The sequence below is a fragment of the Streptomyces sp. NPDC043680 genome (genome assembly GCF_056436685.1).
Genome location: NZ_JBWKCE010000005.1, coordinates 485470 through 510347 on the forward strand (window position 1 = coordinate 485470; position 24878 = coordinate 510347).

Annotated in this window: 22 protein-coding genes and 1 pseudogene; 18 read left to right on the forward strand and 5 right to left on the reverse strand. The window is 72.6% G+C overall.

Features of this window, described 5'->3' with window-relative positions:
* Positions 1–138 precede the first annotated feature (138 nt).
* From AC0666_RS14510 to AC0666_RS14545, 8 genes are all read left to right on the forward strand, one after another.
* Positions 139–636, forward strand: a complete 498-nt coding sequence (locus tag AC0666_RS14510; protein WP_478707669.1) for a hypothetical protein — start codon at positions 139–141, stop codon at positions 634–636.
* Between the two features lie 11 nt (positions 637–647).
* A complete protein-coding gene (locus tag AC0666_RS14515) occupies positions 648–827 on the forward strand; it encodes a hypothetical protein (RefSeq protein WP_478707670.1) in 180 nt (59 codons plus the stop codon).
* Between the two features lie 21 nt (positions 828–848).
* Positions 849–1127, forward strand: a complete 279-nt coding sequence (locus AC0666_RS14520) for a hypothetical protein (RefSeq protein ID WP_478707671.1) — start codon at positions 849–851, stop codon at positions 1125–1127.
* Between the two features lie 82 nt (positions 1128–1209).
* Positions 1210–1941: a DNA methylase gene (locus tag AC0666_RS14525; RefSeq protein WP_478707672.1), complete on the forward strand. Its 732-nt coding sequence runs from the start codon at positions 1210–1212 to the stop codon at positions 1939–1941.
* Positions 1938–2825 (forward strand): bifunctional DNA primase/polymerase, encoded by an 888-nt coding sequence (locus AC0666_RS14530; protein ID WP_478707673.1) that lies wholly within the window; start codon positions 1938–1940, stop codon positions 2823–2825. The genes AC0666_RS14525 and AC0666_RS14530 overlap by 4 nt, the downstream gene beginning before the upstream one ends.
* 346 nt (positions 2826–3171) lie before the next feature.
* The gene (locus AC0666_RS14535; RefSeq protein ID WP_478707674.1) at positions 3172–4713 is read left to right on the forward strand and encodes a YfjI family protein; all 1542 of its coding nucleotides are present in this window, start codon (positions 3172–3174) and stop codon (positions 4711–4713) included.
* Positions 4714–5197: 484 nt separating this feature from the next.
* Positions 5198–5434, forward strand: coding sequence for a helix-turn-helix domain-containing protein (locus AC0666_RS14540; RefSeq protein WP_478707675.1), 237 nt, complete (start codon positions 5198–5200; stop codon positions 5432–5434).
* 69 nt (positions 5435–5503) lie between these two features.
* Positions 5504–6769 (forward strand): tyrosine-type recombinase/integrase, encoded by a 1266-nt coding sequence (locus AC0666_RS14545; RefSeq protein WP_478707676.1) that lies wholly within the window; start codon positions 5504–5506, stop codon positions 6767–6769.
* Between the two features lie 75 nt (positions 6770–6844).
* On the opposite strand, the gene glnA is transcribed toward AC0666_RS14545, so the two are convergent.
* The gene (gene glnA / locus AC0666_RS14550) at positions 6845–8206 is read right to left on the reverse strand and encodes a type I glutamate--ammonia ligase (protein ID WP_478707677.1); all 1362 of its coding nucleotides are present in this window, start codon (positions 8204–8206) and stop codon (positions 6845–6847) included.
* A 172-nt stretch (positions 8207–8378) separates the two neighbouring features.
* Between glnA and AC0666_RS14555 the strand changes: the two genes are divergently transcribed.
* From AC0666_RS14555 to AC0666_RS14570, 4 genes are all read left to right on the forward strand, one after another.
* Positions 8379–8777 (forward strand): hypothetical protein, encoded by a 399-nt coding sequence (locus tag AC0666_RS14555; protein ID WP_468967361.1) that lies wholly within the window; start codon positions 8379–8381, stop codon positions 8775–8777.
* 66 nt (positions 8778–8843) lie between these two features.
* Complete coding sequence (locus tag AC0666_RS14560; protein ID WP_468967364.1) at positions 8844–9509, forward strand: DUF3105 domain-containing protein; 666 nt, start codon at positions 8844–8846, stop codon at positions 9507–9509.
* A complete protein-coding gene (locus AC0666_RS14565) occupies positions 9506–10246 on the forward strand; it encodes a DUF305 domain-containing protein (protein ID WP_468967367.1) in 741 nt (246 codons plus the stop codon). Before AC0666_RS14560 ends, AC0666_RS14565 begins: the two co-directional genes overlap by 4 nt.
* A gap of 125 nt (positions 10247–10371) precedes the next feature.
* The gene (locus AC0666_RS14570; protein WP_468967370.1) at positions 10372–10791 is read left to right on the forward strand and encodes a CBS domain-containing protein; all 420 of its coding nucleotides are present in this window, start codon (positions 10372–10374) and stop codon (positions 10789–10791) included.
* Here AC0666_RS14570 and AC0666_RS14575 read toward each other — a convergent pair.
* Both AC0666_RS14575 and AC0666_RS14580 read right to left on the reverse strand, forming a co-directional pair.
* Positions 10776–11690 (reverse strand): alpha/beta fold hydrolase, encoded by a 915-nt coding sequence (locus tag AC0666_RS14575; RefSeq protein WP_478707678.1) that lies wholly within the window; start codon positions 11688–11690, stop codon positions 10776–10778. The two genes, AC0666_RS14570 and AC0666_RS14575, sit on opposite strands and share 16 nt — an antisense overlap.
* A 30-nt stretch (positions 11691–11720) precedes the next feature.
* Positions 11721–12689, reverse strand: a pseudogene (locus AC0666_RS14580) (DUF998 domain-containing protein).
* Positions 12690–12754: 65 nt separating this feature from the next.
* On the opposite strand from AC0666_RS14580, the gene AC0666_RS14585 reads away from it, so the two are divergent.
* Positions 12755–14032 carry a DUF4190 domain-containing protein gene (locus AC0666_RS14585; RefSeq protein ID WP_478707679.1) on the forward strand — a complete coding sequence of 426 codons (1278 nt, stop codon included), beginning with the start codon at positions 12755–12757 and terminating at the stop codon, positions 14030–14032.
* A gap of 85 nt (positions 14033–14117) precedes the next feature.
* Positions 14118–15872, forward strand: a complete 1755-nt coding sequence (locus AC0666_RS14590; RefSeq protein ID WP_468967384.1) for an NAD+ synthase — start codon at positions 14118–14120, stop codon at positions 15870–15872.
* 101 nt (positions 15873–15973) lie between these two features.
* Here the strand turns inward: AC0666_RS14590 and AC0666_RS14595 are convergent, their stop codons facing one another.
* Positions 15974–16996: an endonuclease/exonuclease/phosphatase family protein gene (locus AC0666_RS14595; RefSeq protein WP_361718568.1), complete on the reverse strand. Its 1023-nt coding sequence runs from the start codon at positions 16994–16996 to the stop codon at positions 15974–15976.
* A 340-nt stretch (positions 16997–17336) separates the two neighbouring features.
* On the opposite strand from AC0666_RS14595, the gene panB reads away from it, so the two are divergent.
* The 3 genes from panB (at position 17337) to AC0666_RS14610 (ending at position 20309) form a co-directional block, all read left to right on the forward strand.
* The gene (panB, locus tag AC0666_RS14600) at positions 17337–18197 is read left to right on the forward strand and encodes a 3-methyl-2-oxobutanoate hydroxymethyltransferase (RefSeq protein ID WP_468967387.1); all 861 of its coding nucleotides are present in this window, start codon (positions 17337–17339) and stop codon (positions 18195–18197) included.
* 223 nt (positions 18198–18420) lie between these two features.
* Entirely contained in the window at positions 18421–19455 is a 1035-nt protein-coding gene (locus AC0666_RS14605; RefSeq protein WP_468584292.1) for an ATP-binding cassette domain-containing protein, read from the forward strand.
* Positions 19452–20309, forward strand: coding sequence for an ABC transporter permease (locus AC0666_RS14610; protein WP_468967390.1), 858 nt, complete (start codon positions 19452–19454; stop codon positions 20307–20309). The genes AC0666_RS14605 and AC0666_RS14610 overlap by 4 nt, the downstream gene beginning before the upstream one ends.
* A gap of 57 nt (positions 20310–20366) precedes the next feature.
* Here the strand turns inward: AC0666_RS14610 and AC0666_RS14615 are convergent, their stop codons facing one another.
* On the reverse strand, positions 20367–23987 hold the full coding sequence (locus AC0666_RS14615; RefSeq protein ID WP_478707680.1) for an AfsR/SARP family transcriptional regulator: 3621 nt from the start codon (positions 23985–23987) through the stop codon (positions 20367–20369).
* On the opposite strand from AC0666_RS14615, the gene AC0666_RS14620 reads away from it, so the two are divergent.
* Positions 23986–24786, forward strand: coding sequence for a site-2 protease family protein (locus AC0666_RS14620; protein ID WP_468967396.1), 801 nt, complete (start codon positions 23986–23988; stop codon positions 24784–24786). The genes AC0666_RS14615 and AC0666_RS14620 overlap by 2 nt on opposite strands.
* The last annotated feature ends 92 nt before the right edge of the window (positions 24787–24878 follow it).

The following is a 24878-nucleotide window of genomic DNA, read 5'->3' on the forward strand; positions in this document are numbered from 1 at the left end:
GACAAGCGACAAGACAAGCGACAAGACAAGGCACGCGACAAGCGGGACGACAAGCCACACGACAAGCACGCGACAAGCCGGCCGGCGGACCACATACCGATTTTGGTACGTGGTCCGTCCCGTTGAAGGGACCGCGTTGTGCACACCGAACCCCACCAGCCGCTCACCCCCGCGACCCGCTACGGCGACCCCATCCACCGCCCCCGGCCAGTGCAGCCGCACACCGTACTCCTGCCGACCGAAGTACCGCCCGGCGTCGACTGGGTCACCCTGCCCAACGGGGTCCGCACCCTCGCCTACACCCACCCCCGCCCCGTGCTGGCCGCCGAACCGGAACCCGTCCGGACCGAGTCGATCCCCGCGTGGGCGAAGACGACCGCGCTCCTCGCCCCGACCGTCGGCGGCGGGATCGCCGCCGCCGGGTTCGGGATCTCCTACGCCGCCCCGGGACTGATCGCCATGACCGACGCCCTCTGGGCCGCCATCGCCCTCATCGCCGCCGGCACCCTCGCCCCCCTCCTCCTCCGCACCGGACGCGGAGCCGGACGGGGAACCGCGCCGGTCCAGCACGTCACCCAGAACATCACCGCCTCCGGGATGTTCGGCCGCGCCACCGGCACCCTCAACCAGCGCTGAAAGGACTGGCCATGGACCAGCAGCCCGAGTCTCTGGCCGACCGCGTCTCCGACGCCGTCGCCCTGCTCGTCGGCAAGCACACCGTCCGCTGCCCCCACCCGGGATGCCGCGTCAGCGTCCGCTACCGCCACGTCACCCCCGACGAGGCCAAGCGCCTGACCGGCCTCGCCACCGACCACACCCGTCACTGACCCACACAAGGAGAAGAAGCCATGCAGTTACGCATCCACCGCACCGACTGGCCGCGGCCGGCCCTGGTCCTGACCGACACGCCCCGGCCCGACTGCCCCGACTGCCGGGGAATCGGCGGCCACAACCACGACTACGGCGACTACTCCACCGGCGAGTACGCGGGCACCGAATGGGAGCCCTGCCCCTGCTGGAACGAAACCCGCCGCTGGGTCCTCCTCCCGCTCCCGCACCGCCGGGACCGGCACACCACCAGCCCGGACCCGTGGGCCGGCGCCTACAGCGACGAACCCCCGTTCTAGCAACGCCGAGGGCGGCCCCCGTCTCGGCAAAGTCCGGGGCCGCCCTCATCCAGCACGTTCCACTGAACTGGAGGAATCCAGCATGACCCACACGACCGACATCCGGCCAGAGAGCCACCGGCCCGCCTTACTGGATCTGTTCTCCTGCGCCGGCGGCGCCGCCATGGGCTACCACCGCGCCGGATTCGACGTGACCGGCGTCGACAACCGCCCCCGCCCGAACTACCCCTTCGCCTTCCACCAGGGCGACGCCCTCACCGTCCTCGCCGAACTGATCGCCTCCGGCGAGATCCGCCGATACGTGGCCGTCCACGCCTCCCCGCCCTGCCAGAAGGGATGCGCCCTCACCGTGGGCACGAACACCTCCCGCGGCTGGGGCGGAACACACGTCGACCTCGTGGCCCCCACCCGGGAACTCCTCGACGCGTCCGGCCTGCCGTACGTGATCGAGCAGCCCAACGGCAAGGCCGACGTCCGCAAGGACATCACCCTGTGCGGGGAGATGTTCGGACTCGGCGTGATCCGCCACCGCAACTTCGAACTCGGCGGCTGGGCCGCTCCACAGCCTGTGCACAAGGCGCACCGGGGCCGGGTCCGCGGCTGGCGCCACGGCGACTACTTCGACGGCCCCTACGTCGCCGCATACGGATCCGGCGGAGGCAAGGCCACTGTTCCCGAGATGCAGGCCGCCATGGGCATCGACTGGACCGACATCCGCGAGGAACTCACCGAGGCCATCCCGCCCCCCTACACCCGATGGCTAGGTCGCGCGTTCCTCTCCCGCACACCGACGGCGGGGGCGGTGGCCGCATGAACCCGCTCCTGGAAGCGGCCCTGGCCGCCGCCGGCCGAGGCTGGCCGGTGTTCCCGCTCCGCCCCGGGACCAAGACCCCTGCCCTGCATCGCCAGGAGCGCTGCCCCCTCACCGGTGCCTGCAGCGACGGGCACGTGAAGTGGGAGCAACGTGCCACCACCGACCGGGCGGTCATCGTCCGGTGCTGGAGCCACAGGCCCTACAACGTCGGCCTGGCCACCGGTCCCGCCGGGCTGATCGTGATCGACCTGGACGTGCCCAAGCAGGACAGCAGTCAGGACGCGCCTGGCGGCGCGGAGAACCTGTCGGCGCTCTGCGAGCGCGCCGGGCAGCCCGTCCCGGCCACCCTCACCGTCCGGACTCCCTCCGGAGGGACACACCTGTACTTCACCGCCCCGGCCGGGATCCGCCTCGGGAACACCGCGGGCAAGCTGGCCCCGCTCATCGACACCCGCGCACACGGCGGCTACGTCGTCGCCCCCGGCAGCACCACGGGGGCAGGCATCTACGAGATCAGCGACCCGTCCCCGGTCGTCGAACTCCCCGCCTGGCTCCTGGTCCTCCTGCAGCCCCCGGCCCCCCGCCCGCTTTGCCTTCGGATGCCGGGATCAGTCCGCCCCGGCAGTGCGGCACGCGCAGCACTGGACGCCGAGTGCGACGCCGTCCGGCAGGCGCCCGCGAAGCAGGCGAACAACACGCTCAACCGCAGCGCGTTCAAGGTGGGGCGCTTCGTAGCGTGGGGCGACCTCCCCCGCGAAGAGGTCGAGGAGGCCTTCCAAGCGGCGGGGGAGGATCGGGGACTCACCGTGGCCGAGTGCCGCGCCACGATCCGCAGCGCCCTCGACAGCTCCGCCCGCACGGTCCGCGCCCGGGAGACGGCATGAGCGCTCAGCTCCCGCTCCCCTTGGAAGGCCTACCCCCCGCCCCTGCGGGGACCAGCCCCGCCAAGACGGCCCCGGCTCGCGACGGCCGTAGCGCGCCGAGGGTCGTCGCCGAAGGCGTCCCTTCATCGGTTCGCCCTGACCTGCACGTCGGCGACGGACGCCGGCCGGTGGCCTGGCTCCACATCGTCGCCCCGCCCTCGCACGGCGCCAGCCCCAGCGTCCGCTCTTGGTGCTCCTGCGGCCGCGACATCTTCACCGCAGGCCGCGCCCGCGCCCTCGCGCTCATCACCGATCACGAACAGCACCGCACTACTTGCCCCCGTCTCATGCAGCGAAGGGAAGCCGCATGACCACGCATGACCCCGAGCTGTGGCCCGAGTTCGACGAGATGACCGCCCAGGACGTCGCCGGGCCCCTGTGGGACGAGCCTGTACCGCTCAACCCGCGCGGGCCGCTGCCCGCCTTCCCCGTGGACGCCCTGCCCGACTGGCTCGCCGCCATGACGGCCGGAGTCGCGGAGGAGACTCAGACCCCCGTCGATCTCGCCGGGTGTCTCGCCCTCGCCGTCATTGGCACCGCTGCCGGCGGACGCGTCACCGTGAACGTGCGGGGGCAGTGGAGCGAACCCGTCAACCTCTACACCGCCGTCGCCCTCCCGCCCGGCAACCGCAAGAGTGCCGTGTTCGGGCTCATGACCAAACCCCTCCTCGCCGCCGAGCAGGCTCTCATCGACCTCACGGCGCCCCAGCGGGCGGAGGCCGCGGCCTCCGCCCGGATCGCGAAGGCCGCGGCGGAGAGGGCCGAGAAGCTGGCCGCCAACGCCGATCCCGAGAAGCTGGCCGGGCTGACCGCCCAGGCCATCTCGCTGGCCGAGGCCGCTGAGCGGGCCGTCGTCCCGGTCGAGCCTCAGCTGGTCGCCGACGATGTCACGGCCGAGAGTCTGACCAGCCTCCTTGCCCAGCAGGACGGACGGATCTCGATCCTGTCCCCCGAAGGCGAGATCTTCGAGATCATCGCCGGACGGTACTCCGGGGTCCCGAACATGGGGATCTTCCTCAAGGGCCACGCCGGCGACATGGCCCGCGTCAACCGCCAGGCCCGGGATCCCCAGTACATCGAGAACCCCGCCATCACCATGGGCCTGGCCGTCCAGCCGGACGTCCTGGACTCCATCGGCCAGATCAAGGGTGCCGACGGCCGCGGCCTGCTCGCCCGCTTCCTCTACTCCAAGCCCGAATCCCTCGTCGGCTACCGCAACCTCACCCCCGCACTCCTCAGCCCCGACACCGCCGGCACCTACGCCAAAACGCTCGGAGGTCTGGCACTGACCCTCGCGGCCTGGACCGAGACCGCCACGCTCACCCTCACCCCGGAGGCCGATGCCGTCCTTCTCGCCTACCAGCGCGTCACAGAAGCCCGACTCCGCAAGGACGGACCTCTTGCTCCGATCGTGAACTGGGCCAGCAAGCGCGACGGCGCCGTCGCCCGCATCGCAGGTCTCCTCCACCTCGCCACCCACCCCGCGGACGCCTGGACCCGGCCGATCACCGCCGCCACCATGGCGGCCGCCACCCGACTCGGGGACTACTTCACCGCCCACGCCCTCGACGTCTTCAACGCCATGAAAGCCGACCCCGCCCAGGAAGCCGCCCACACCGTACTGACCCACCTGAGCGAGACCCGCACCGCCACCTTCACCAAACGCGACCTGTTCCGCGCGATGCCGCGCAGCGAGTTCCCCGCGATGGGCGACCTCGACCCCGCCCTGGACCTCCTGGAGGAACACGGCTGGGTCCGCCAGCAGCCACCGCCGCCCCGCACCACACGCGGCGGCCGGCCGCCCTCCCCCCGCTACGAGACCCATCCCCGCATCACCCCCGCCGCCTGAAAACCCCCGAAACCTCTGACAGAACTGACAGAACCTCCCGACCCGGCCTCTGACCTGCACAAACGAGCACTTTCGGAGCTCTGACAAAACCTCCGAAAACTCTGACAGAACTCAAAAAACCTCGCCGCGGGCGAGCCGCCCGGTCTGACAGAACCGAGGTTTTCGAGGTTCTGTCAGAGTTTTTTGAGGTTTTGTCACGCAGCCCAAACCGACCAAAGTCGCAGGTCAGGGGCCACATGGCGAGGTTCTGTCAGTTCTGTCAGTACTTTCCGGGGTTTTCGCGCCCCGGACCGAGCCGAAGGGAACCCGATGGGCCGCCCGATGCGACACCGCCCGGCAAGCAGGAGGCAGCGTCCTAGCTGGCGCCACCGCGGCCTGCCGTTAGCGAGACCTCAGGTCGGACCTTGAGCGGCATAACTGACGCGACGACGTAGAACTCCGCACGTCGGACAGACACGTACCCTTCCAACCCGCCGGAGGAGCAATGCCCGCTCAAGCTGACCCCCGCGCCATCCTGCGCGGCGGACTCCCCGACCGTTACCTCACCCCCGACGACGTCGCCGAGATCCTCGACGTCCCCGTCGAGACCCTCTACCAGTGGCGCAAGAAGCGGACCGGCCCGCCCGGATTCCGCGTCGGCAAGCACACCCGCTACGACCCCGCCGACCTCTACGACTGGATCGCCGAACAGAAGCGCAAGGACATCAGCCAAGCCGCCTAACCCACTACCAACCGCCGAGGGCGGGCCCACCCGGGCCCGCCCTCGGCGCTTGCCCAGAAAGGCCCACGCGTGGCAGGCCACATCCAAGACCGGTGGTTCAAGACCGAGCAGGGACCCGACGGCAAGCCCCGTCGGATCAAGACCGATCGCTACGGCAGCGGCATGCGCTACCGCGCACGGTTCATCGGACCGGACGGCACCGAGAAGTCGAAGAGCTTCCCCGACAGGCAGAAGCGGCTCGCCGAGAAGTGGCTGGCGCACATCGAGGCGGACATGTCTCGGGGGCAGTACATCGATCCCGCCGCCGGCCGAATCACGTTCCGGGAGTACGCAGAGAAATGGCTCAAGTCGCTGACGACGGACGTCACCACGCGATCGTCTGTCGAGGTGCAGATCCGCAAGCACGCATTCCCCTACCTTGGCCCGCGGCCTCTCGACTCGTTCCGGCCGGAGCACATCCGTGACTGGCTCAGCGAACTGGAACAGGTCCTCCCGGTCTCCTCATACCGGCGCGTGATCTTCGCCAGCGTGTCTGCCGTACTCGCCGCAGCGGTTGACGACGAGTTGTTGGCAAAGAACCCGTGCAAGGCCCGTACGGTCCGGGCACCGGCTCCGGTCGCTCCGCGGGTCAGGCCGTGGACGCCCGAACGGCTCTTCGCCGTCCGGGCGGCGCTGCCGAAGCGGTACCGGGCGATGGCCGACGCCGGCGGAGGGCTGGGGCTCCGACAGGGGGAGATCTTCGGCCTGCCCGACGACCCCGATGACTTCCGCGGTGAATGGCTCCGGGTGGCCAATCAGGTGAAGGTGGCGAACGGGCACCTCGTCTTCGGTCCGCCCAAGCGGGAGAAGGAACGGGATGTGCCGCTCCCCCGCTGCATCGGGCAGGTGCTGCGAGAGCACCGCGAGGAGTTCCCGCCGGTCGACGTGACGCTCCCCTGGCTCAAGCCGGACGGCCCGCTCGTCACCAAGCGGCTGCTGTTCTCCCTCCCGGGCGGAGGCGCGGTACGGCGCACCGACTTCAACACCCGGGTGTGGAAGTTCGCCCTCGTGCAGGCCGGAGTCATCCCGGAGCCACGGCCGGGCCAGCGGCATCAGGCCGCGCGCGAGCACGGGATGCACGCGCTGCGGCACTTCTACGCGTCGGTGCTCCTGGACTCCGGGGAGAACATCAAGGCGCTGAGCACCTACCTCGGACACGGGGACCCCGGGTTCACGCTCCGGGTCTACACGCACCTGATGCCGAGCAGTCATGAGCGCGCGCTGAGGGCCTTGGACGAGGTCTATAAGGCCACCGATTCGACGGCGGACGGCCCACAGACGGCCCAGGAGGGGTGAGACGACTCCGGGCCGGCGGCTGAGTGCCGCCGGCCCGGGGTGCCGTCTGACTGGGATACCGACGCTGACCTGCGGTTACAGCACCGGCATCATCTTGCGGAGCTCGAAGGCGGTGACCTCGGAGCGGTACTCCTCCCACTCCTGCTTCTTGTTGCGCAGGAAGAAGTCGAAGACGTGTTCGCCGAGGGTTTCGGCGACGAGTTCGCTGCGTTCCATCAGGGAGATCGCCTCGCCGAGGTTCTGCGGGAGGGGTTCGATGCCCATGGCGCGGCGTTCTGCGTCGGAGAGGGCCCAGACGTCGTCGTCGGCGCCCGCCGGGAGTTCGTAGCCCTCCTCGATGCCCTTGAGGCCGGCCGCGAGGAGCACGGCGTACGTCAGGTAGGGGTTCGCGCCCGAGTCGATCGAGCGGACCTCGACCCGCGAGGAGCCCGTCTTGCCCGGCTTGTACATCGGGACGCGGATGAGGGCCGAGCGGTTGTTGTGGCCCCAGCAGATGTACGAGGGGGCCTCGCCGCCGGAGCCCGCCGTGCGGGCCGAGCCGCCCCAGATGCGCTTGTACGAGTTGACCCACTGGTTGGTGACCGCCGAGATCTCCGCCGCGTGCTTGAGGAGGCCCGCGATGAAGGAGCGGCCGACCTTCGAGAGCTGGTACTCGGCGCCCGACTCGTAGAAGGCGTTGCGGTCGCCCTCGAAGAGGGACAGGTGGGTGTGCATGCCCGAGCCCGGGTACTCGGAGAAGGGCTTCGGCATGAAGGTGGCCTGGACGCCCTGTTCGAGGGCGACCTGCTTCATGACCAGGCGGAAGGTCATGATGTTGTCCGCCGTGGAGAGGGCGTCGGCGTAGCGGAGGTCGATCTCCTGCTGGCCGGGGGCGCCCTCGTGGTGGCTGAACTCGACCGAGATGCCCATCGATTCGAGCATGGTGATCGCCTGGCGGCGAAAGTCCATGCCCACGTTCTGCGGGGTGTGGTCGAAGTAGCCGGAGTTGTCCGCCGGTACCGGGCGGGTGCCGTCCAGCGGCTTGTCCTTCAGCAGGAAGAACTCGATCTCCGGGTGGGTGTAGAAGGTGAAGCCCAGGTCGGAGGTCTTGTTCAGGATCCGCTTGAGGACGTACCGCGGGTCCGCGAAGGAGGGGGAGCCGTCCGGCATCAGGATGTCGCAGAACATCCGGGCGGTCCCGGGGGCCTCGGCGCGCCACGGCAGTATCTGGAAGGTGCTCGGGTCCGGCTTGGCGATCATGTCGGACTCGTAGACGCGGGCGAAGCCCTCGATGGCGGAGCCGTCGAAGCCGATGCCCTCGTCGAAGGCCTGCTCCAGCTCGGCGGGGGCGACCGCGACGGACTTCAGGAAGCCCAGTACGTCGGTGAACCACAGGCGCACGAAGCGGATGTCGCGCTCCTCAAGCGTCCGGAGGACGAATTCCTGCTGCTTGTCCATGCCTTCATCCTCGCAGTTCAGACGGCCTGTGCACCACCGCCTCGGGGCCGCGGGCACAGTCGGGCAGGCCCAGTATCGCCAGCCGTGGTTTCCGCCACATTACGCACCCTCGAAAGGTCGTGGCACCCCCGCACTGACCCCGGGCCCGTCATGAGCATTACCATCTGCGCCCATGGGGGGCGGGGAGCACACGCGACGCGGACGCAACAGGCGTCCGGCCGCTCGGCGCGCCGTCACCGCGGTCGTCCTGTCGGTGCTGCTCGGTGCGCTGTTCCTGTGCCTGCGGCCGGGTGAACCGCACCAGACCGTCGCGCAGACCGACGCCCGGATTGCCCGGACCGACCCCACCGACCCGACCCGTGTCGTGTGCGTGTCCCCCGACGGGCTGCCGGGCTGTTCCCCCTTCTCGCACGTCACCCCGGGCGTCCTGCCCGTGCCGCCGCCTGCCGTGACCGTGCCGGGGGCCGCCGCGGCCCCCGTACGGCGTGCGGCCGACCCGCGTCCCGTCCGGCCGCACGCGGCGCTCGCGCGGCCCCCCGACCTGCATGCCCTTCAAGTGCTGCGGACCTGAGGGCCCGGCGCTGCGACGCGCACCCCGGATCCACCCCCGACCCCCTCAGCAGAAGGAACCGGACACATGGCCGGAAACATCCCGCCCCAGTACAACGTGCGCCAGGCGCGCATAGCCGAGATGCGGCGGGCCGAGCAGTCCCGCGACCGCCGCAACAAGGCCATCGCGATCACCGTCTCGGCCGCCGTCGTCGCCGCACTCGTCGGCTTCGGCGCCTGGGTGATGATCGACCAGCAGGAGAAGAAGCAGGAGAAGAGGGACGCCGAGGCCGCGGCCCGCACGGCGCCCGTGACCGGCGAGCAGAGCTGGGACGCCAAGACGCTGGGCCGCAACCACGTCGAGACCCCGGTGAAGTACCCGATGAACCCGCCGGTCGGCGGCGACCACCACCCCCGCTGGATGAACTGCAACGGGGACGTCTACAAGAACGCGATCCCCGAGGTCAACGCCGTCCACTCGCTGGAGCACGGCGCGGTCTGGGTGACGTACAACGACAAGGCGGCCAAGGCCGACCTCGACAAGCTCGCCGCGACGGTGTCCAAGACCCCGTACACGCTGATGAGCCCCGTCAAGGAGCAGAGCGGCACGATCGTGCTCAGCGCCTGGGGCAAGCAGCTGACCGTGGACAGCGCGTCCGATGCCCGCGTCGCGCAGTTCTTCACCAAGTACGTGCAGGGCACGCAGACCCCCGAGCCGGGCGCCGCCTGCACCAACGGACTGGCCGAGAAGTGAGCCGTACGTACTGGGCCGCGGGCACCGCCGTCCTGCTCGCGCTGCTGACCGCGGTCGCGGCCACCGTCGCCGCGGCGAGCGGCGGCGACGGGCCCGGTACGGCCGCCCGCACGCCGGGGCTCTACTCGGCGGACGCCGGCTTCGCCCGGGACATGGCCGTCCACCACCAGCAGGCGGTGGAGATGTCCTTCGTCGTACGGGACCGCACCCAGGACGAGGCGGTACGCGGCCTCGCCTACGACATCGCCAACACCCAGGCCAACCAGCGGGGCATGCTGCTGGGCTGGCTGGACCTGTGGGGTCTGCCGAAGGTGGTGGCCGACGAGCCGCCGATGTCCTGGATGGGAACCACGGAAGGCCAGGGCGCGCACGGCAGCCACGGCGCGGGCGGGCACGACACCGGCAGTCACGACACAGGCAGCTACGACGGCCACGACATGGGCGGCCACGACATGGGCGGCGCCGCCGCCAAGCCCGGGGCCCTGATGCCCGGCATGGCCACCAAGGAGGAGATAGCGCAGCTCGGCGCCGCCCAGGGTCGGGACGCGGAGGTGCTCTTCCTCCAGCTGATGACCGAGCACCACAAGGGCGGGGTCGCGATGGCCCGCGGCTGCGCCGCCCAGTGCGGCACTCCCGCCGAGCGGGCGCTGGCCCAGGGGATGGTCGAGGCGCAGCAGGCCGAACTCACCCTGATGGCGGACATGCTCCGGCAGCGCGGGGCTGCGCCGCGCGGGTGACGGGACACGCCCGTACGGTGGGGGAAGGCGCCCTTGTCGGCCCTCCCCCCACCGGCCACCGGGGGCGCCCGGGCGGGCGCACCCGCGCCCGGCCGTCACGGCATGCGTGCTCAGGAGGTGAGGCAATGACCACCGCGGCAGACATCATGCACCCCGGTGCCCAGTGGATAGCCGAGTCCGAGACCCTGGACCGGGCCGCTCAGCTGATGAGCCGGCTCAATGTGGGCGCACTGCCCGTCAGCGATGCCGACGAGCGACTCTGCGGGATCATCACGGACCGTGACATCGTGGTCGGGTGCATCGCCAAGGGGCAGGACCCGTCGAAGATCACCTGCGGTGACCTGGCACAGGGCACCCCACGCTGGATCGACGCGAGCGCCGACGTCTCCGAGGTTTTGGAGGAGATGGAGAGCCACCGGATCAAGCGGCTTCCCGTGATCGAGAACAAGAGGCTGGTCGGCATGATCAGCGAGGCGGACCTGGCCCAGCACCTGTCGGACGGGCAGATAGCGGAGTTCGTGGAGAAGGTCTACGCGAAGCGCTGAGGCGCGGGCGCTGGCTGAGCTGCCGGCGCCGGTCCCCGCGGCCGCGGGGAGGGCCCCCGCGGCTCCCGCCCGCCTTCCCCCGCGTCGCCGACCGCCCGGGCCACCTGGTCCGGGCGGTCGAGCATGACCAGGTGCCCGGCCGGCGCGGCGGTCTCGAAGCGCGCCCCGAGCCGGCCGGCCAGGTCCGCCTGGCGCTCCAGCCAGCGCCGGGCCGCGCGCCCGCCGGAGCCGTCGTCGGCCGCGAGGACGGTGGCGGGGGCGGCCAGCGGGTGCCGGGCCCGCAGGGCGAGCACCTCGGCGGCCTGGTCGGGGTAACGGGCGTTCTCCAGCAGGGCCCCGCGCCAGACCCGGCCGGTGCGGTAGCAGCGGCGTACGAGGTCCCGCGCGGCCGGGTCGGCGCCGCCGGTGCGGGAGGCCCGTACGGCCGCGCGGCGCACCGCCGGCCCCAGCGCGGCCGGCAGCCCGGCGGCGGTCACCGCCCCACCGAGCAGGCGGGCGGCGCCGGTACGCAGCCCCGCGGGAAGGGCGGTGCGGGGGCGCTCCTCGACGCTGGCGTCGACCAGGACCAGGGCGGCCTTCCGCTCCGCGTACAGACGGGCGAAGGCCTCGGCGTGGAACCCGGCGACGGAGTGCCCGGCCACGGTGACGGGGGCCACGCCCAGCCCGAGTGCGTCCAGCAGCGCGGCGATCCGGCGGGCCTCCCCGGCGGCGGTCGGCGCCACCCGGGCGGGGGCGCTGAGACCGTGCCCGGGACGGTCGAAGCGGACCACGGTACGGCCCCGGGCGGCGAGCAGCGCGGCGACCGGGTCCCAGTCGAACCAGGCCAGGGCCAGCCCGGCGCAGAGCACCACGGGCGGCACGCTCCCCTCGACGACCACGTGCAGCGGGACCCCGTCCACCCGGACGAACCCGCCCGGCCCCCCGCGCCGTCACGTCCGGCGCTCCGTGTGGACGGAGTACGCGAGCAGGCCGAGCCACAGGGCCACGAGCAGCACCTGCAGCCGCTGCCCGGCGCCGAGCGCCCAGGTCCCGCGCCCAGCGGTGAACAGCATGACGGCGGCCAAGGTCCACACGGTGGCGAGCAGTTCCGCCGCGACGAGGCCGGGGCCGCGGCGGGCCAGCGGGGCGAGCCGGCGGTAGCGGCGGGCGGCGAGGGTGAGCATCCCGAGGAGGGCCCCGGCCATCGCGAGGCTGCTGCTGACGGCATGGGCCTGATGGGGGGCCGGAACGAGTCCGGCGGTCTCGCGGGAGGCGCACACCGGATCCGCGGTGGGCGCACAGCTCAACGGCAGCCGGGCGTCGGCGGCGGTGGCCGCGCCGAAGAGGGGTGACGCCGGTCCAGCCGGCGACGGCCCACGGGCGGCGGGTGTCGGCGTACCGCGCCGTCCGGATCAGGGCGAATAGTCCGCGGTGAAGACGAGCAGTCCGGCGGTGAAGTCGGTGGCCCGGAAGATCCCGCCGAGCGGCTGGTCCTGGGCGGCGAGCTCGCTGACGAACGTCTCGACGGGGTTCAGGCCGGTGGAGAGGACGGCTTCGAGCACCCATGCGGTGTAGGCGGCGGCGCCGAGACCGACCAGGACGGCGACGAGCCGCGCGCTGCGGGTGTGTACGGGCATGCTCCTCCTCGACCCCTCGCAACACGGCGGGCTGCGGTCCGGCGAGCGAGGGCGCCCGCCCGGCCGGCCCGCGTGCGGGCCCCCTCGGGAAGGACGTGGTGGGGCCGGCGACCGTTGTCCCGACGGGGGGTGGGACGCGCCACCCGGGCGCCGACCGGGGGCGGGGCGCGCCACCCGGACGCCGACGGGGGGTGGGACGCGCCACCCGGGCGCCGACCGGGGGCGGGGCGGTGGGCGGACCGCGGGGCGGGGAAACCGCCTTGGGGGCCGGTCGGGGGTCATGGCAGGCTTGGCGATCACCGCGCAGCGCACTGCGCACCCCCTTCGGAAAAGGACTCCCGCCAGGTATGAGCACGCCTCCGACCCCGCCCAGCAGCCCGTCCGGTCCGCCGACCGAGGGGGCGGGAACGCCCATACCGGAGGCGGCCGGGCCGCTCTCACTGGAGAAGACCCCGACCCTGCCCACCCCCGACCCCGAAACCACCCCCCAGCCGGAGCCCGCACCGGGGCCGGCGCCCGCCGCCGCCTCCCCCGAGCCCACGCCTGCACCGGAACCGGCAACCGCCGCCCCCGCGCCCGCCCCGCAGCCGGAGCCCGCGCCCGTCACCACCACCCCGGAGCCCGAGCCCGCGCCCGCTCCGGAGCCGGCCCCGGAGCCCTCCGCAGCCTCCACCGCGCAGCCCGCACCGGCTCCCGCCCCCGGGCCCGCGTTCGCCCCCGCGCCGCAGGCCACCGCGCCGCAGGCCGGCTTCCCGTACGGGGTGCACGGCGCTCCGGGCGCGCCCGGCGGCCCCGTACCGCCCGCCCCCGTGTGGGGGGCCGGCTACGGCGCGGGCCCGTGGGGCGTCCCGGTCCCGGCCGCCAACGGGCTCGCCGTCGCCGCCCTCGTCACCGGCATCGCCGGCGTGATCGGCGGTCTGCTCCCGTTCTTCTTCTTCATGGGCGGTCTCCTCGCCCTGACCGCCGCCGGCCTCGGCATCGGCGCCATCGTCCGCGCCTCCAACGGCGCCGGCCGCCAGGCGATGGCCATCACCGGAACCGCCCTCGGCGTCCTCGGCGTCGGCGCCTCGATCGGCGGGTTCGTCCTCACCGGCGTCGTCCTCGACCGGGCCTCCGAGCGCGCACAGCACCGCGTCCACGAGGAGGAGTGGGGGGACGCCGGCGAGGACGACGAGGACTTCGGCGACGCCACCCCGGCGCCGCCCGCGCCGAAGCCCTCGCCCTCGCAGGTCCCCGGGATGACGGCCCCGCTGCCGTTCGGCGAGACGTACACGTACCCCAACGGCATCAAGGTGACGCTGTCCGTGCCGAAGAAGTACGTGACGAAGAACCGCTACCTGGAGGTCGGCAACGCGGTGCAGATGACGATCACCATCACCAACAACTCCACGGAGTCCCACAACGTCATCTACGCCGTGCCCAACGTCCGCGACGAGCAGGGCATGACCGCCAAGCTCGTCTTCGACGGCGAGCTCCCGAAGACGATCAAGGGCGACATCCTGCCCGGCGAATCGGCCAGCGGGGTCGTGGCCTTCGAGGTCCCCGAGGGCACCGGCAGACTCACCGCCGACATCTCCCCCGGAACGCGGCTGCCGAACGCCAAGTTCAGCGGCCCGATCGGCTGATCCGGCCGGACATCCGGGAAAGCCGGGCAGCGCGGAATGGCACGGTCCCAGGACATCGCGTCAGAAAGACGATTAGACTGGGGCCGTGCCTCAACTTCGTCTCGCTCTGAATCAGATCGACTCGCACGTCGGCAACATCGCCGCCAACGCCGACTCGGTCGTGCACTGGACCCGGCACTCCGCCGAGCAGGGCGCCCACCTGGTGGCCTTCCCGGAGATGATGCTGACCGGGTACCCCGTCGAGGACCTCGCCCTGCGCAGCTCCTTCGTCGAAGCCTCCCGCAGGGCGCTGCGCGAGCTCGCGGAGCGGCTGGCGGCCGAGGGGTTCGGCGAACTGCCGGTCATCGTCGGCTACCTCGACCGCTCCGAAAAGGCCGCGCCCCGGCTCGGCCGCCCCGCCGGCGCCCCCGAGAACGCGGCCGCCGTCCTGTACGGCGGGCAGGTCGTCCTCCGCTTCGCCAAGCACCACCTGCCCAACTACGGCGTGTTCGACGAGTTCCGCTACTTCGTGCAGGGCGACACGCAGCCGGTGATCCGGGTCCGCGGGATCGACGTGGCCCTGGCCATCTGCGAGGACCTTTGGCAGGAGGGCGGCCGGGTCCCGGCCACCCGCTCCGCCGGGGCCGGGCTGCTGATCTCCGTCAACGCCTCCCCGTACGAGCGCAACAAGGACGACGTACGCCTCGAACTGGTCCGCAAGCGGGCCCAGGAGGCCGGCTGCACCCTGGCGTACGTGGCCATGATCGGCGGTCAGGACGAGCTGGTCTTCGACGGCGACTCCATCGTCGTCGACCCCGCCGGCGAGGTCATCGCTCGTGCCCCGCAGTTCTCCGAGGGCTGCGTCCTGATCGACCTCGACCTGCCGGCCGCGCGCGCCGACGCCCCCGAGGGGATCGTCGACGACGGTCTGCGGATCGAGCGCGTGGTCCTCTCGCAGGAGCCGGTGGAGCCGTACGAGCCGGTGGTCCCCGGCGGGTACGCCGAGCGCCTGGACGACGACGAGGAGGTCTACGACGCGCTGGTGGTGGGCCTGCGCGCGTACGTCAAGAAGAACGGGTTCCGCTCCGTCCTGATCGGGCTCTCCGGCGGGATCGACTCCGCGCTCGTGGCCGCCATCGCCTGCGACGCGATCGGCGCGCAGAACGTCTACGGCATCTCGATGCCGTCCAAGTACTCCTCGGACCACTCCAAGGGGGACGCGGCCGAGCTGGCGGAGCGGACCGGGCTGAACTTCCGGACCGTGCCGATCGAGCCGATGTTCGAGGCGTACATGGGCTCGCTGGGCCTGACCGGTCTGGCCGAGGAGAACCTCCAGTCGCGGCTGCGCGGCACCATGCTGATGGCGGTGTCCAACCAGGAGGGCCACATCGTGCTGGCCCCGGGCAACAAGTCGGAGCTGGCCGTCGGCTACTCCACCCTCTACGGCGACTCGGTGGGCGCGTACGGCCCCATCAAGGACGTCTACAAGTCGGACGTCTTCCGGCTGGCGCAGTACCGCAACCGGGCCGCGGCCGAACGGGGCGAGACCCCGCCGATCCCGGAGAACTCCATCGTGAAGCCGCCGAGCGCCGAGCTGCGCCCCGGCCAGGTGGACACGGATTCACTGCCGGACTACCCGGTGCTGGACGCGATCCTCGCGATGTACGTGGACCGCGACCGGGGCATCGAGGAGATCGTCGCGGCCGGTTTCGACCGCGAACTGGTGGCCAGGACGCTGCGGATGGTGGACACGGCGGAGTACAAGCGGCGCCAGTACCCACCGGGCACGAAGATCTCCGCGAAGGGCTTCGGCAAGGACCGACGGCTGCCCATCACGAACGGCTGGCGCGAGCACGCCTAGCCGACAACGCTGCACCGGGCTCCGGACTCCCGGCTCCGGGCACAGGGCACGGAGCACGGAGCACGGAGCACGGAGCACGGGGCACGGGGCAGCGGCAGCCGCTACACCGTCAGCCGCGCGGCGAGCGGCAGGTGGTCGCTGCCGGTGCGCGGGAGGGTCCAGGAGGCCTCCGGCCGGACCCCGCGGACGAGGATCTGGTCGATCCGGGCCATCGGGAACTGGGCGGGCCAGCTGAAGCCGAAGCCGTCGCCCGCCGCGCCCTGGGTGGAGCGGACCTGCGAGGTGATCTCGGACAGGGACCGGTCGTTCATGGTGCCGTTGAGGTCGCCGAGCAGGATGACCTTCTTCAGCGGTTCGGCGGCGAGGGCGGCGCCCAGCGCGTCGGCGCTGTTGTCCCGCTGGTTGGCGGTGAAGCCGGCGTTCAACTTGACCCGGACGGACGGCAGGTGGGCCACGAAGGCGGCGAGGTCGCCGAAGGGGGTGTGCACGGTGACCCGCATCGCCCGGGTCCAGCCCATCTTGATGTCGACGGGCCGGCTGGAGGCCAGCGGGTACTTGCTCCACACGCCGACCGTGCCCTCGACCGAGTGGTACTTGTACGTCCCCTCCAGGGCCTTCTCGTAGACGGGGACGGCGCTCCCCTTGAGCTCGGTCAGGGCCAGCACGTCGGCCCCGGACCGCGCGACCGCCTGGGCGGTGCCCCGCGGGTCGGGGTTGTCGGCGTCGACGTTGTGCGTGGCGACCATCAGGTTGCCGCCGGAGCCGGACTTGTCGGTGACCAGACCGCCGAACAGGTTCACCCAGACGGCGGCCGTCAGCAGTATCGCGATCAGGGCCGTCGCGGACTTGCGGACCACCGCCGCCGCCAGGAGCAGCGGGACGGCCAGGCCCAGCCAGGGCAGGAAGGTCTCGGTGAGGCTGCCCAGGTTGCCGATGTCGTTGGGCAGCTCCGCGTGGAAGATCATGATCAGTGAGAGCAGTGCGGCCAGGGCGGCAGTGACGATGCCGCGCCGCCAGATGCCCGGGTCGCGGCGCAGCTCGGCGAGCCGGCGGCGGAAGCGGGATCCGGAGGCCTCGGGCTCCGAGCCGCCGTTCCCCGTCTCCGTCATGTACGCCTGTGCCATGCCACTGCCCTCGCTGCCGTGCTTGCGCTGCGTCCCCGCCTCTTGACCCTAGGCGATCGGCGCAGCGTTCCGTGCCGTTCTTCCGGCCGTACGTCCGGGAGGACGAACGGCCATGCGGCCGGGGTTCCGCTTGTCACGAAACGCGCACATTGGCTCCGGCGCGCGCCGGGGCGGCCGGGCGGGGATCCTGAGTGGGCCAGGAGTGGCGCTGGTGTGGGCCGGGAGTGTGACGTACCGGTCTTCGCGCCACTTTCGCGGGGGGCCGCACAGGTGCAACCATGGTGGGTGAGTCCGGGGACGCCGTGAGGGCGCCTCGAGATGACATCAAGGAGCGTTTGCAATGACGCATGCCGTTTCGCCTGCCCGCGAGGCCGCCTCCCCCACCCTGTACGGAGGCACGGGCACCCGTCGCATCACCGTCCGCGACCTGGGGCTCGCCAAGGAGCGCGGCGAGAAGTGGCCCATGCTCACCGCCTACGACGCGATGACCGCGTCCGTCTTCGACGAGGCCGGCATCCCCGTGATCCTCGTCGGGGACTCGATGGGCAACTGCCACCTCGGCTACGAGAACACCGTCCCCGTGACCATGGACGAGATGACCCTGCTGTCGGCGGCCGTCGTACGGGGCACCCGCCGGGCGCTGGTCATCGGCGACCTGCCGTTCGGGTCGTACCAGGAGGGCGCCGTGCAGGCGCTGCGCAGTGCCACGCGCCTCGTCAAGGAGGCCGGGGTCGGAGCGGTGAAGCTGGAGGGCGGCGAGCGCTCGCTGCACCAGACCGAGCTGATCGTGCAGGCCGGCATCCCCGTCATGTCCCACCTGGGCCTGACCCCGCAGTCGGTCAACGCCATGGGCTACCGGGTGCAGGGCCGCGGCGACGAGGCCGCGCACCAGCTGCTGCGCGACGCGAAGGCGGCGCAGGACGCGGGTGCGTTCGCGGTGGTGCTCGAACTCGTCCCGGCCGAGCTGGCCGCCGAGGTCACCCGGTCCCTGCACATCCCGACGGTCGGCATCGGCGCGGGCGCCGAGTGCGACGCGCAGGTGCTGGTGTGGACCGACATGATGGGCCTGACCGGCGGCAAGCTGCCGCGGTTCGTCAAGCAGTACGCCAACCTCCGCGCGACCATGGGCGATGCCGCGAAGGCGTTCGCGCAGGACGTGGTCGGCGGAACGTTCCCGCAGGATGAACACGCCTTCCACTAGGCACGGCACCGGTTGCCACCAGGCCCGGCCCCCCGGGCCCATGGGCCTGACCGAGAGCCCGCCGACGACGCGTCGGCGGGCTCTCGTGTGCCTGCTCGTCGGCTGTCGGTCGGGGGTCCGGTCGCGTGTCGGTCGACCGTCGGTCGACTGTCGGTCGGGTGTCGGTCGGGTGTCGGTCGGGTGTCGGTCGGCTGTCGGCGCTTTGTCGGTGACGGCTGGTCCCATGGTGGACATGACGCGAAACGACAAGAATCCCCTGAGCGGCCCGCACGCCGTGGAGGTGCGGGGGCTGGTCAAGCACTACGGCGAGACCAAGGCCCTGGACGGTGTCGACCTGGACGTCCGGGAGGGCACGGTCCTCGGAGTCCTCGGCCCCAACGGCGCCGGGAAGACCACCCTCGTCCGCTGCCTGTCCACCCTGATCGTCCCGGACGCGGGGACCGCCGTGGTCGCCGGGTACGACGTGGTCCGCCAGCCGCGGCAGCTGCGCCGGACGATAGGCCTCACCGGCCAGTACGCCTCGGTCGACGAGAAGCTCTCCGGCTGGGAGAACCTCTACATGATCGGCCGTCTGCTGGACCTGTCCCGCAAGGACGCCCGGTCCCGCGCCGACGAGTTGCTGGAGCGGTTCTCGCTCACCGAGGCCGCCAAGAAGGCCGCGATGCACTACTCCGGCGGGATGCGCCGCCGGCTCGACCTGGCCGCCTCCATGATCGGCCGCCCGGCCGTCCTCTACCTGGACGAACCGACCACCGGCCTCGACCCCCGCACCCGCAACGAGGTGTGGGACGAGGTGCAGCGGATGGTCGCCGAGGGCGCCACCGTCCTGCTCACCACCCAGTACATGGAGGAGGCCGAGCAGCTCGCGAGCGAGCTCACGGTCATCGACAAGGGCAAGGTCATCGCCAAGGGCAAGGTCGACGAGCTGAAGGCCCGGGTCGGCGGCCGGACGCTGCGGATCCGCCCCGTCGCCGCATCCGACCTGCCGGGCATGGCCCGGGCGCTGGCGGAGGCCGGGCTCGACGGCGTGGCCGGCTCGCAGGCCGTCCCGGACGAGGGCGTGCTGCTGGTCCCGATCCTGAGTGACGAGCAGCTGACCGCCGTGATCGGCCTGTTGGCGGCCCTCGGATATGCGATCGCCGACCTCGGCACGTACCTGCCCAGCCTGGACGAGGTGTTCCTGGCCATCACGGGCCAGAAGCCCACCGAGGCCCCCGAGTCCGTTCCCACCGAGAAGACCGAGGAGGTCGCGGCATGAGCACCGTCACCACCACCGACCCCACCGCCGCCCCGGCCGCCCCGGCCGCCGCCGCGGTGGCCGCCCTGCCCGACGACGGCCGGATCGGGCTGCGGGGCAACCTGCGTCACATCGGCGCCCTGGTGCGCCGCAACACCCTCCAGATCAAGCAGGACCCCGAGTCGATGTTCGACGTCCTGTTCATGCCGATCATCTTCACGCTGCTGTTCGTGTTCGTCTTCGGCGGCGCGATCTCGGGCAAGGGCCAGCAGGAGGCGTACGTCAACTACGTGGTCCCCGGCCTGATGGCGATGATGGGCATGAACATCGCGATGGGGGTCGGCACCGGGGTCAACGACGACTTCAAGAAGGGTGTGATGGACCGCTTCCGGTCCATGCCGATCGCCCGGTCGTCGGTGCTCCTCGCCAAGATCGTCGTCGAGCTCGGCCGGATGATGGTCGCCATCGCGATCCTGCTCACGGTGGGCTTCATGCTCGGCCTGTCGATCAAGACCTCGGTGCTCGACCTGTTCCTCTCCATCGGCCTGTCCGCCGTCTTCGGCGCCTCGCTGATGTGGATCTTCATCCTGCTCGGCCTGACGATGAAGACGGCGCAGGCCGTCCAGGGCATGGCGATGCTGGTCCTGATGCCGCTGCAGTTCGGCAGCTCGATCTTCGCCCCGCCGTCGACGATGCCCGGCTGGCTGCAGACCTTCACCGACTACAACCCGCTGTCCAACCTGGCCGACGCGGCGCGCGGCCTGATCAACGGCGGTCCCGTCGCCCACGCGGTGTGGGTGACCCTGGCCTGGTCGCTCGCCATCACGGTGGTCACCATGCCGCTCGCGGTGCGCAAGTTCCGCCAGAAGACCTGATCCGGGCGGCGGACCGCCGCGGATCGCGTCCCGGGCGGTCCCCGCACGGGGGCCGGATCAGACGAGGGCGGTGGCCTCCTCCAGGGTGAGGCCGCCGCCTTCGGCATGCGCCGCCTCGTAGGCGGCATCACCGAGCGCCGCTCGGGCCAACTCCTCGGCCCGGGCGGCGTCCTCGCGTTCCGTGGTGACCGGGAAGTGGTGGGGCGGCAGCAGCGTCCGGTACGCGCCGAGCAGCCGCGCGGCGTCGTACGCCTGCTCCCGGCCGCCGAGACTCACGTGCGACAGCGCCGCCGTCATCAGGTACACGGCCGGCAGCTGCGGGGCGACCATGACGGCGAGCGGGTCCTGGGCGCTGACCAGGGCCTGCCGGAGCAGCTCCAGGGCCTCGGCGTGCTTGCCCTCCTGGTTCTCCAACCAGGCCATGGTGCCGAGCAGGAAGCCGTCGAAGATGGCGTACGCGCCGAAGGCGAACTCCTCGCGCAGCAGCTGGAGCTGGGCGCGGGCTTCGGGGATGCGCCCGGTGCGGCCGTAGCAGCCGGCCAGGAACATGCGGGCCGCGGGCAGCGCCTCGTTGCCGTACGAGCGCGGGACGCGCAGGATCTCGGTCAGCAGGGCCTCCGCCTCGGCGACGCGGCCGCTCTCGGCGAGGACCCCGGCCATGCGCACCCGCAGCACCGTGACCTGGGAGGGGGCGCCGAGCCGCTCGGCGTACTCGATCGCCGACAGGAAGTCCGCGGCGGCGAGCGCGTACTCGCCGCGCTTCTCCCGGGCCTCGGCGCGGGCGGACAGGGCCTCGGCGCAGCCCCAGTCGTCGCCGAGCTCGGTGAACAGGGCCAGGCTCTCGTCGGCGTCGCGCGAGGCGTCGCCCGCCCAGTCGGCCCGGTTCGCCAGGATGTTGGCCCGCATCTGGAGGGTGGCGGCCAGCTCCCAGCGCTGCTCCAGCTCGCGGCACGCGTCGACGGTGGCGTTGATGGCCCGTCGCAGCAGGTCCACCTCCCCGGCGATCATCACGGCGAAAATCCACAGCGAGCCCGGGGCCCAGCAGGTCTGCGGCAGGCCGGGCGCGTAGGCGGCGATGATCCCCTCGACCCGGGGGCGGATGTCCGGGGAGGTCCAGCTCTCCTTGGTCTGGTCGCGGGCCGCCAGCTGGACCAGGCGGATACCGCGCCAGGCCTCGGTCAGCAGCTCCCCCTCGTACGGCGGGGGCGTGTCGATGAGCCGCGCGTACACCGGCTCGGCGGGGACGACGGGCGCCAGGAAGGGGTCGGGGCCGAGCGCGGCGGCCGCATCGGCCCAGTGGCGGGACTCGGCCCGCAGGTCGTGCATCATCCAGTACCAGCCGAGGGAGTGGATCAGGCACAGCACCTCGTCGGTGTCGCGGGCGGCGACCGCGCGGCGCAGGGCGGTACGGAGGTTCTCGTGCTCGGTGGCGAACCGCTCGCCCGCCGCCCGCTGGTGGCGGCCGCGCAGCAACGGCTCGGTGGTGCGGGCCAGTTCCCGGTAGTGGACGAGGTGGCGGCGCTCGGTGGCCTCGCGGTCGCCGGGCACCTCGCCGAGGCGCTCCCCCGCGTACTCCGCCACGGTCTCCAGGAGCCGGTAGCGCATGCCCGCGCCGTCGGGGCCGGGGGCGGCGACGACGAGGGACTTGTCGACGAGGGAGCCGAGGACGTCCAGGACGTCGAGGGCGTGGACGGGGTCCGGGGCGTCGCCGTCGGCGCAGACGGCCTCGGCGGCCGCCGCGTCGCAGCCGCCGGCGAAGACGGACAGCCGCCGCAGCACGGCCCGTTCGGGTGCGTCCAGCAGCTCCCAGGACCAGTCGACGACCGCGCGCAGGGTCTGCTGGCGGGGCAGCACGGTACGCGCACCGCTGGTCAGCAGCCGGAACCGGTCGTCGAGCCGGTCGGCGATCTGGCGCGGGGTCAGCAGCCGCAGCCGGGCGGCGGCCAGCTCGATGGCGAGCGGCAGCCCGTCCAGGCGGCGGCAGATCTCCGCGGCGGCGTCGGGGTCGTCGGCGACCCGGAACCCCGGCAGGGCGGCGGCTCCGCGGTCGCCGAGCAGCCGCAGCGCGACGGGGTCGGGCAGCGGTTCCACCGGCCGCAGCAACTCTCCGGGCACGCCGAGGGGTTCCCGGCTGGTGGCCAGGATCCGTACGCCGGGGCAGCTCGCGAGGAGTTCCTCGGCCAGTTCGGCGGCTGCGCCCACCACGTGCTCGCAGTTGTCCAGGATCAGCAGCAGCCGCAGCCGGGCGCAGTGCTCGGTGAGCCGGTCGAGCGGGCGGTCTCCGGGGCGTTCGGTCAGCGCCCGCAGTTCCTCGGCGGAGGCGCCGCGCAGCTTGGTCTCGCGGGCGCCGAGCGCGGCGAGCGCGGCCTCGGCGACGTCCTCGGGGTCGTCGACCGGAGCCAGCTCGACCATCCACACCCCGTCGGGCCAGGCCGCCCCGGCGCGGGCGTGGGCTTCGGCGGCCTCCTGCGACAGCCGGGTCTTGCCGGCCCCGCCGGGGCCGAGCAGGGTGACGAGCCGCCCCCGGGCGAGGTCGCCGCCGATGACCCGGATGTCCTCTTCCCGCCCGACGAAGGTGGTCAGCCGGGCCCGCAGGTTCCCCTGGCCGGGGGGAACGAGCCACCCCGCCTCCCCCGACGCCCCTTGCCCGGGACCGGCCTGGCCGGCTGCGGCCGTCGCGCGGGGCGCCGCCTGACCGGGGGTTGCCGCCTGACCGGGGGTTGCCGCCGCGCCGGGAGCCGCCGAGCCCAACGCCACCTGGCCCGGAGCCGCCTGGGCAGCGGGAGCCGCCCCGCCCGGGGCCGCGAGGGCGGTCGAGACGGCGGGCGCGGATATCGGGACCCGGGCCGGGAGCGGGACCGGGTCCGGGTCCGGGAGCGGGGCCGGGTCAGGGGCCGACACGGCTGTCGGGGTCAGCAGCTCGCGGTGGAGGGCTCGGAGGGCCGGGCCCGGGTCGGTGCCCAGGCGGTCGGCGAGCCCGCGGCGGACCGCGTCGTAGGCGGCCAGCGCCTCCGCGGGCCGGCCCGCGTCACGCAGCGCCCGGACGCGCAGCACCTGGAGCGGCTCGTCCAGCGGCTGCTGCGCGCACAGGGCGGTCAGCTCCGGCAGGGCGCGCTCCGCCTCGCCCAGGTCGAGGGCCGCCGCGAGCCGGCCCCGGCGCGCGTCCAGCCGTAGCGACTCCCAGCGCGCGGCCTCCGCGGCCGGATCCGGCAGGTCCGCCAGCGCCGGGCCGCGCCACAGCGCGAGGGCCTCCTCGTACAGGGCGGCCGCCTCGGCCGGGTCCGCGGCCTGCGCGCCGGCCCGGACCAGCCGCTCGAACCGGTAGAGGTCGACGTCGTCGCGGGCGGCGACCAGCAGGTACCCGCCCTCGGCGGAGCGCACCGCCGCGTACCCGAGGGCCCGCCGCAGCCGGGCCACCAGCGCCTGGAGGGCGGCGGGGGCGTCCGCCGGCGGGTCCGCGTCCCACACCTCGCCGACGAGCAGGTGCACCGGAACGGCCCGCCCGGGCCGCAGCGCGAGCGCGGTCAGCAGCGCCCGCAGGCGCGCTCCGCCGACGGCGACGGTGGTCCCGTCGTCGCGGATGGCCTGGGCGGTGCCGAGAATCGCGTAGCGCACCGGCCCATTGTCCCCGGCCCCGCACCCCGGACGGCCCACGGCCCGGGGTAGGTTTCGCCGCATGGGTCATCAGGGCAATCGCAGTGAACGGCGGATCAGTTCCGTTTTCCTCGGCATCGTCGCCGTCATGGCGGTCACGGGCTGGGCGGTGTGGACGGGGTACGCGGCGAGCGCCGGACTGGCCGTCTTCCTCTTCGTGACGTCGGCCTGGATCGTCTCGCTGTGCCTGCACGAGTACGCCCACGCCCGCACCGCCCTGCACTCGGGCGACCTCACGGTCGGCGCCAAGGGCTACCTGACGCTGAACCCGCTCAAGTACACGCACGCGCTGCTGAGCATCATCCTGCCGGTGATCTTCGTGATCATGGGCGGGCTGGGCCTGCCGGGCGGCGCGGTCTACATCGAGCGCGACCGGATCCGGGGCCGCTGGAAGCACAGCCTCATCTCGGCGGCGGGTCCGCTGACCAATGTGGCCTTCGCGGTCGTGTGCACCGCGCCGTTCTGGCTGAACGCCCTGGACGGCGTCCCCCAGCCGTTCCGCTTCGCGCTGGCCTTCCTCGCACTGCTCCAGGTCTCGGCGGCGATCCTGAACTTCCTGCCGGTGCCCGGCCTCGACGGCTACGGCATCATCGAGCCCTGGCTCTCGTACCGCGTCCGCCGCGAGGTGGCGCCCCTGGCACCGTTCGGGCTGATCGCCGTCTTCGCGCTGCTGTGGATCCCGGAGGTGAACGGCTTCTTCTTCGACGTGGTCCGCGACCTGCTGTCGGCGCTGGGCGTGTCCGACCTGGACACCTTCTGCGGCCGCGACTTCTACCGCTTCTGGCAGGACACCAACGGCTTCTGCGCCGTCCCGCAGGACTGAAGGGTGGGGACCACATACAGCAGGACGGCCAGGTCACGGCCACGGCCGTCGCGTTCGTCTACGAGCCGACACCGCAGGACTACGAGGCGGCG

Bases quoted from the DNA above. Each gene is read 5' to 3' on its own strand.
- AC0666_RS14515 (WP_478707670.1), top strand. From the start codon at position 648: ATGGACCAGCAGCCCGAGTCTCTGGCCGACCGCGTCTCCGACGCCGTC.
- AC0666_RS14520 (WP_478707671.1), top strand. From the start codon at position 849: ATGCAGTTACGCATCCACCGCACCGACTGGCCGCGGCCGGCCCTGGTC.
- AC0666_RS14525 (WP_478707672.1), top strand. From the start codon at position 1,210: ATGACCCACACGACCGACATCCGGCCAGAGAGCCACCGGCCCGCCTTA.
- AC0666_RS14530 (WP_478707673.1), top strand. From the start codon at position 1,938: ATGAACCCGCTCCTGGAAGCGGCCCTGGCCGCCGCCGGCCGAGGCTGG.
- AC0666_RS14535 (WP_478707674.1), top strand. From the start codon at position 3,172: ATGACCACGCATGACCCCGAGCTGTGGCCCGAGTTCGACGAGATGACC.
- AC0666_RS14540 (WP_478707675.1), top strand. From the start codon at position 5,198: ATGCCCGCTCAAGCTGACCCCCGCGCCATCCTGCGCGGCGGACTCCCC.
- glnA (WP_478707677.1), bottom strand. From the start codon at position 8,206: ATGGACAAGCAGCAGGAATTCGTCCTCCGGACGCTTGAGGAGCGCGAC.
- AC0666_RS14555 (WP_468967361.1), top strand. From the start codon at position 8,379: ATGGGGGGCGGGGAGCACACGCGACGCGGACGCAACAGGCGTCCGGCC.
- AC0666_RS14560 (WP_468967364.1), top strand. From the start codon at position 8,844: ATGGCCGGAAACATCCCGCCCCAGTACAACGTGCGCCAGGCGCGCATA.
- AC0666_RS14570 (WP_468967370.1), top strand. From the start codon at position 10,372: ATGACCACCGCGGCAGACATCATGCACCCCGGTGCCCAGTGGATAGCC.
- AC0666_RS14585 (WP_478707679.1), top strand. From the start codon at position 12,755: ATGAGCACGCCTCCGACCCCGCCCAGCAGCCCGTCCGGTCCGCCGACC.
- AC0666_RS14595 (WP_361718568.1), bottom strand. From the start codon at position 16,996: ATGGCACAGGCGTACATGACGGAGACGGGGAACGGCGGCTCGGAGCCC.
- panB (WP_468967387.1), top strand. From the start codon at position 17,337: ATGACGCATGCCGTTTCGCCTGCCCGCGAGGCCGCCTCCCCCACCCTG.
- AC0666_RS14605 (WP_468584292.1), top strand. From the start codon at position 18,421: ATGGTGGACATGACGCGAAACGACAAGAATCCCCTGAGCGGCCCGCAC.
- AC0666_RS14610 (WP_468967390.1), top strand. From the start codon at position 19,452: ATGAGCACCGTCACCACCACCGACCCCACCGCCGCCCCGGCCGCCCCG.
- AC0666_RS14620 (WP_468967396.1), top strand. From the start codon at position 23,986: ATGGGTCATCAGGGCAATCGCAGTGAACGGCGGATCAGTTCCGTTTTC.
- AC0666_RS14615 (WP_478707680.1), bottom strand. From the start codon at position 23,987: ATGCGGCGAAACCTACCCCGGGCCGTGGGCCGTCCGGGGTGCGGGGCC.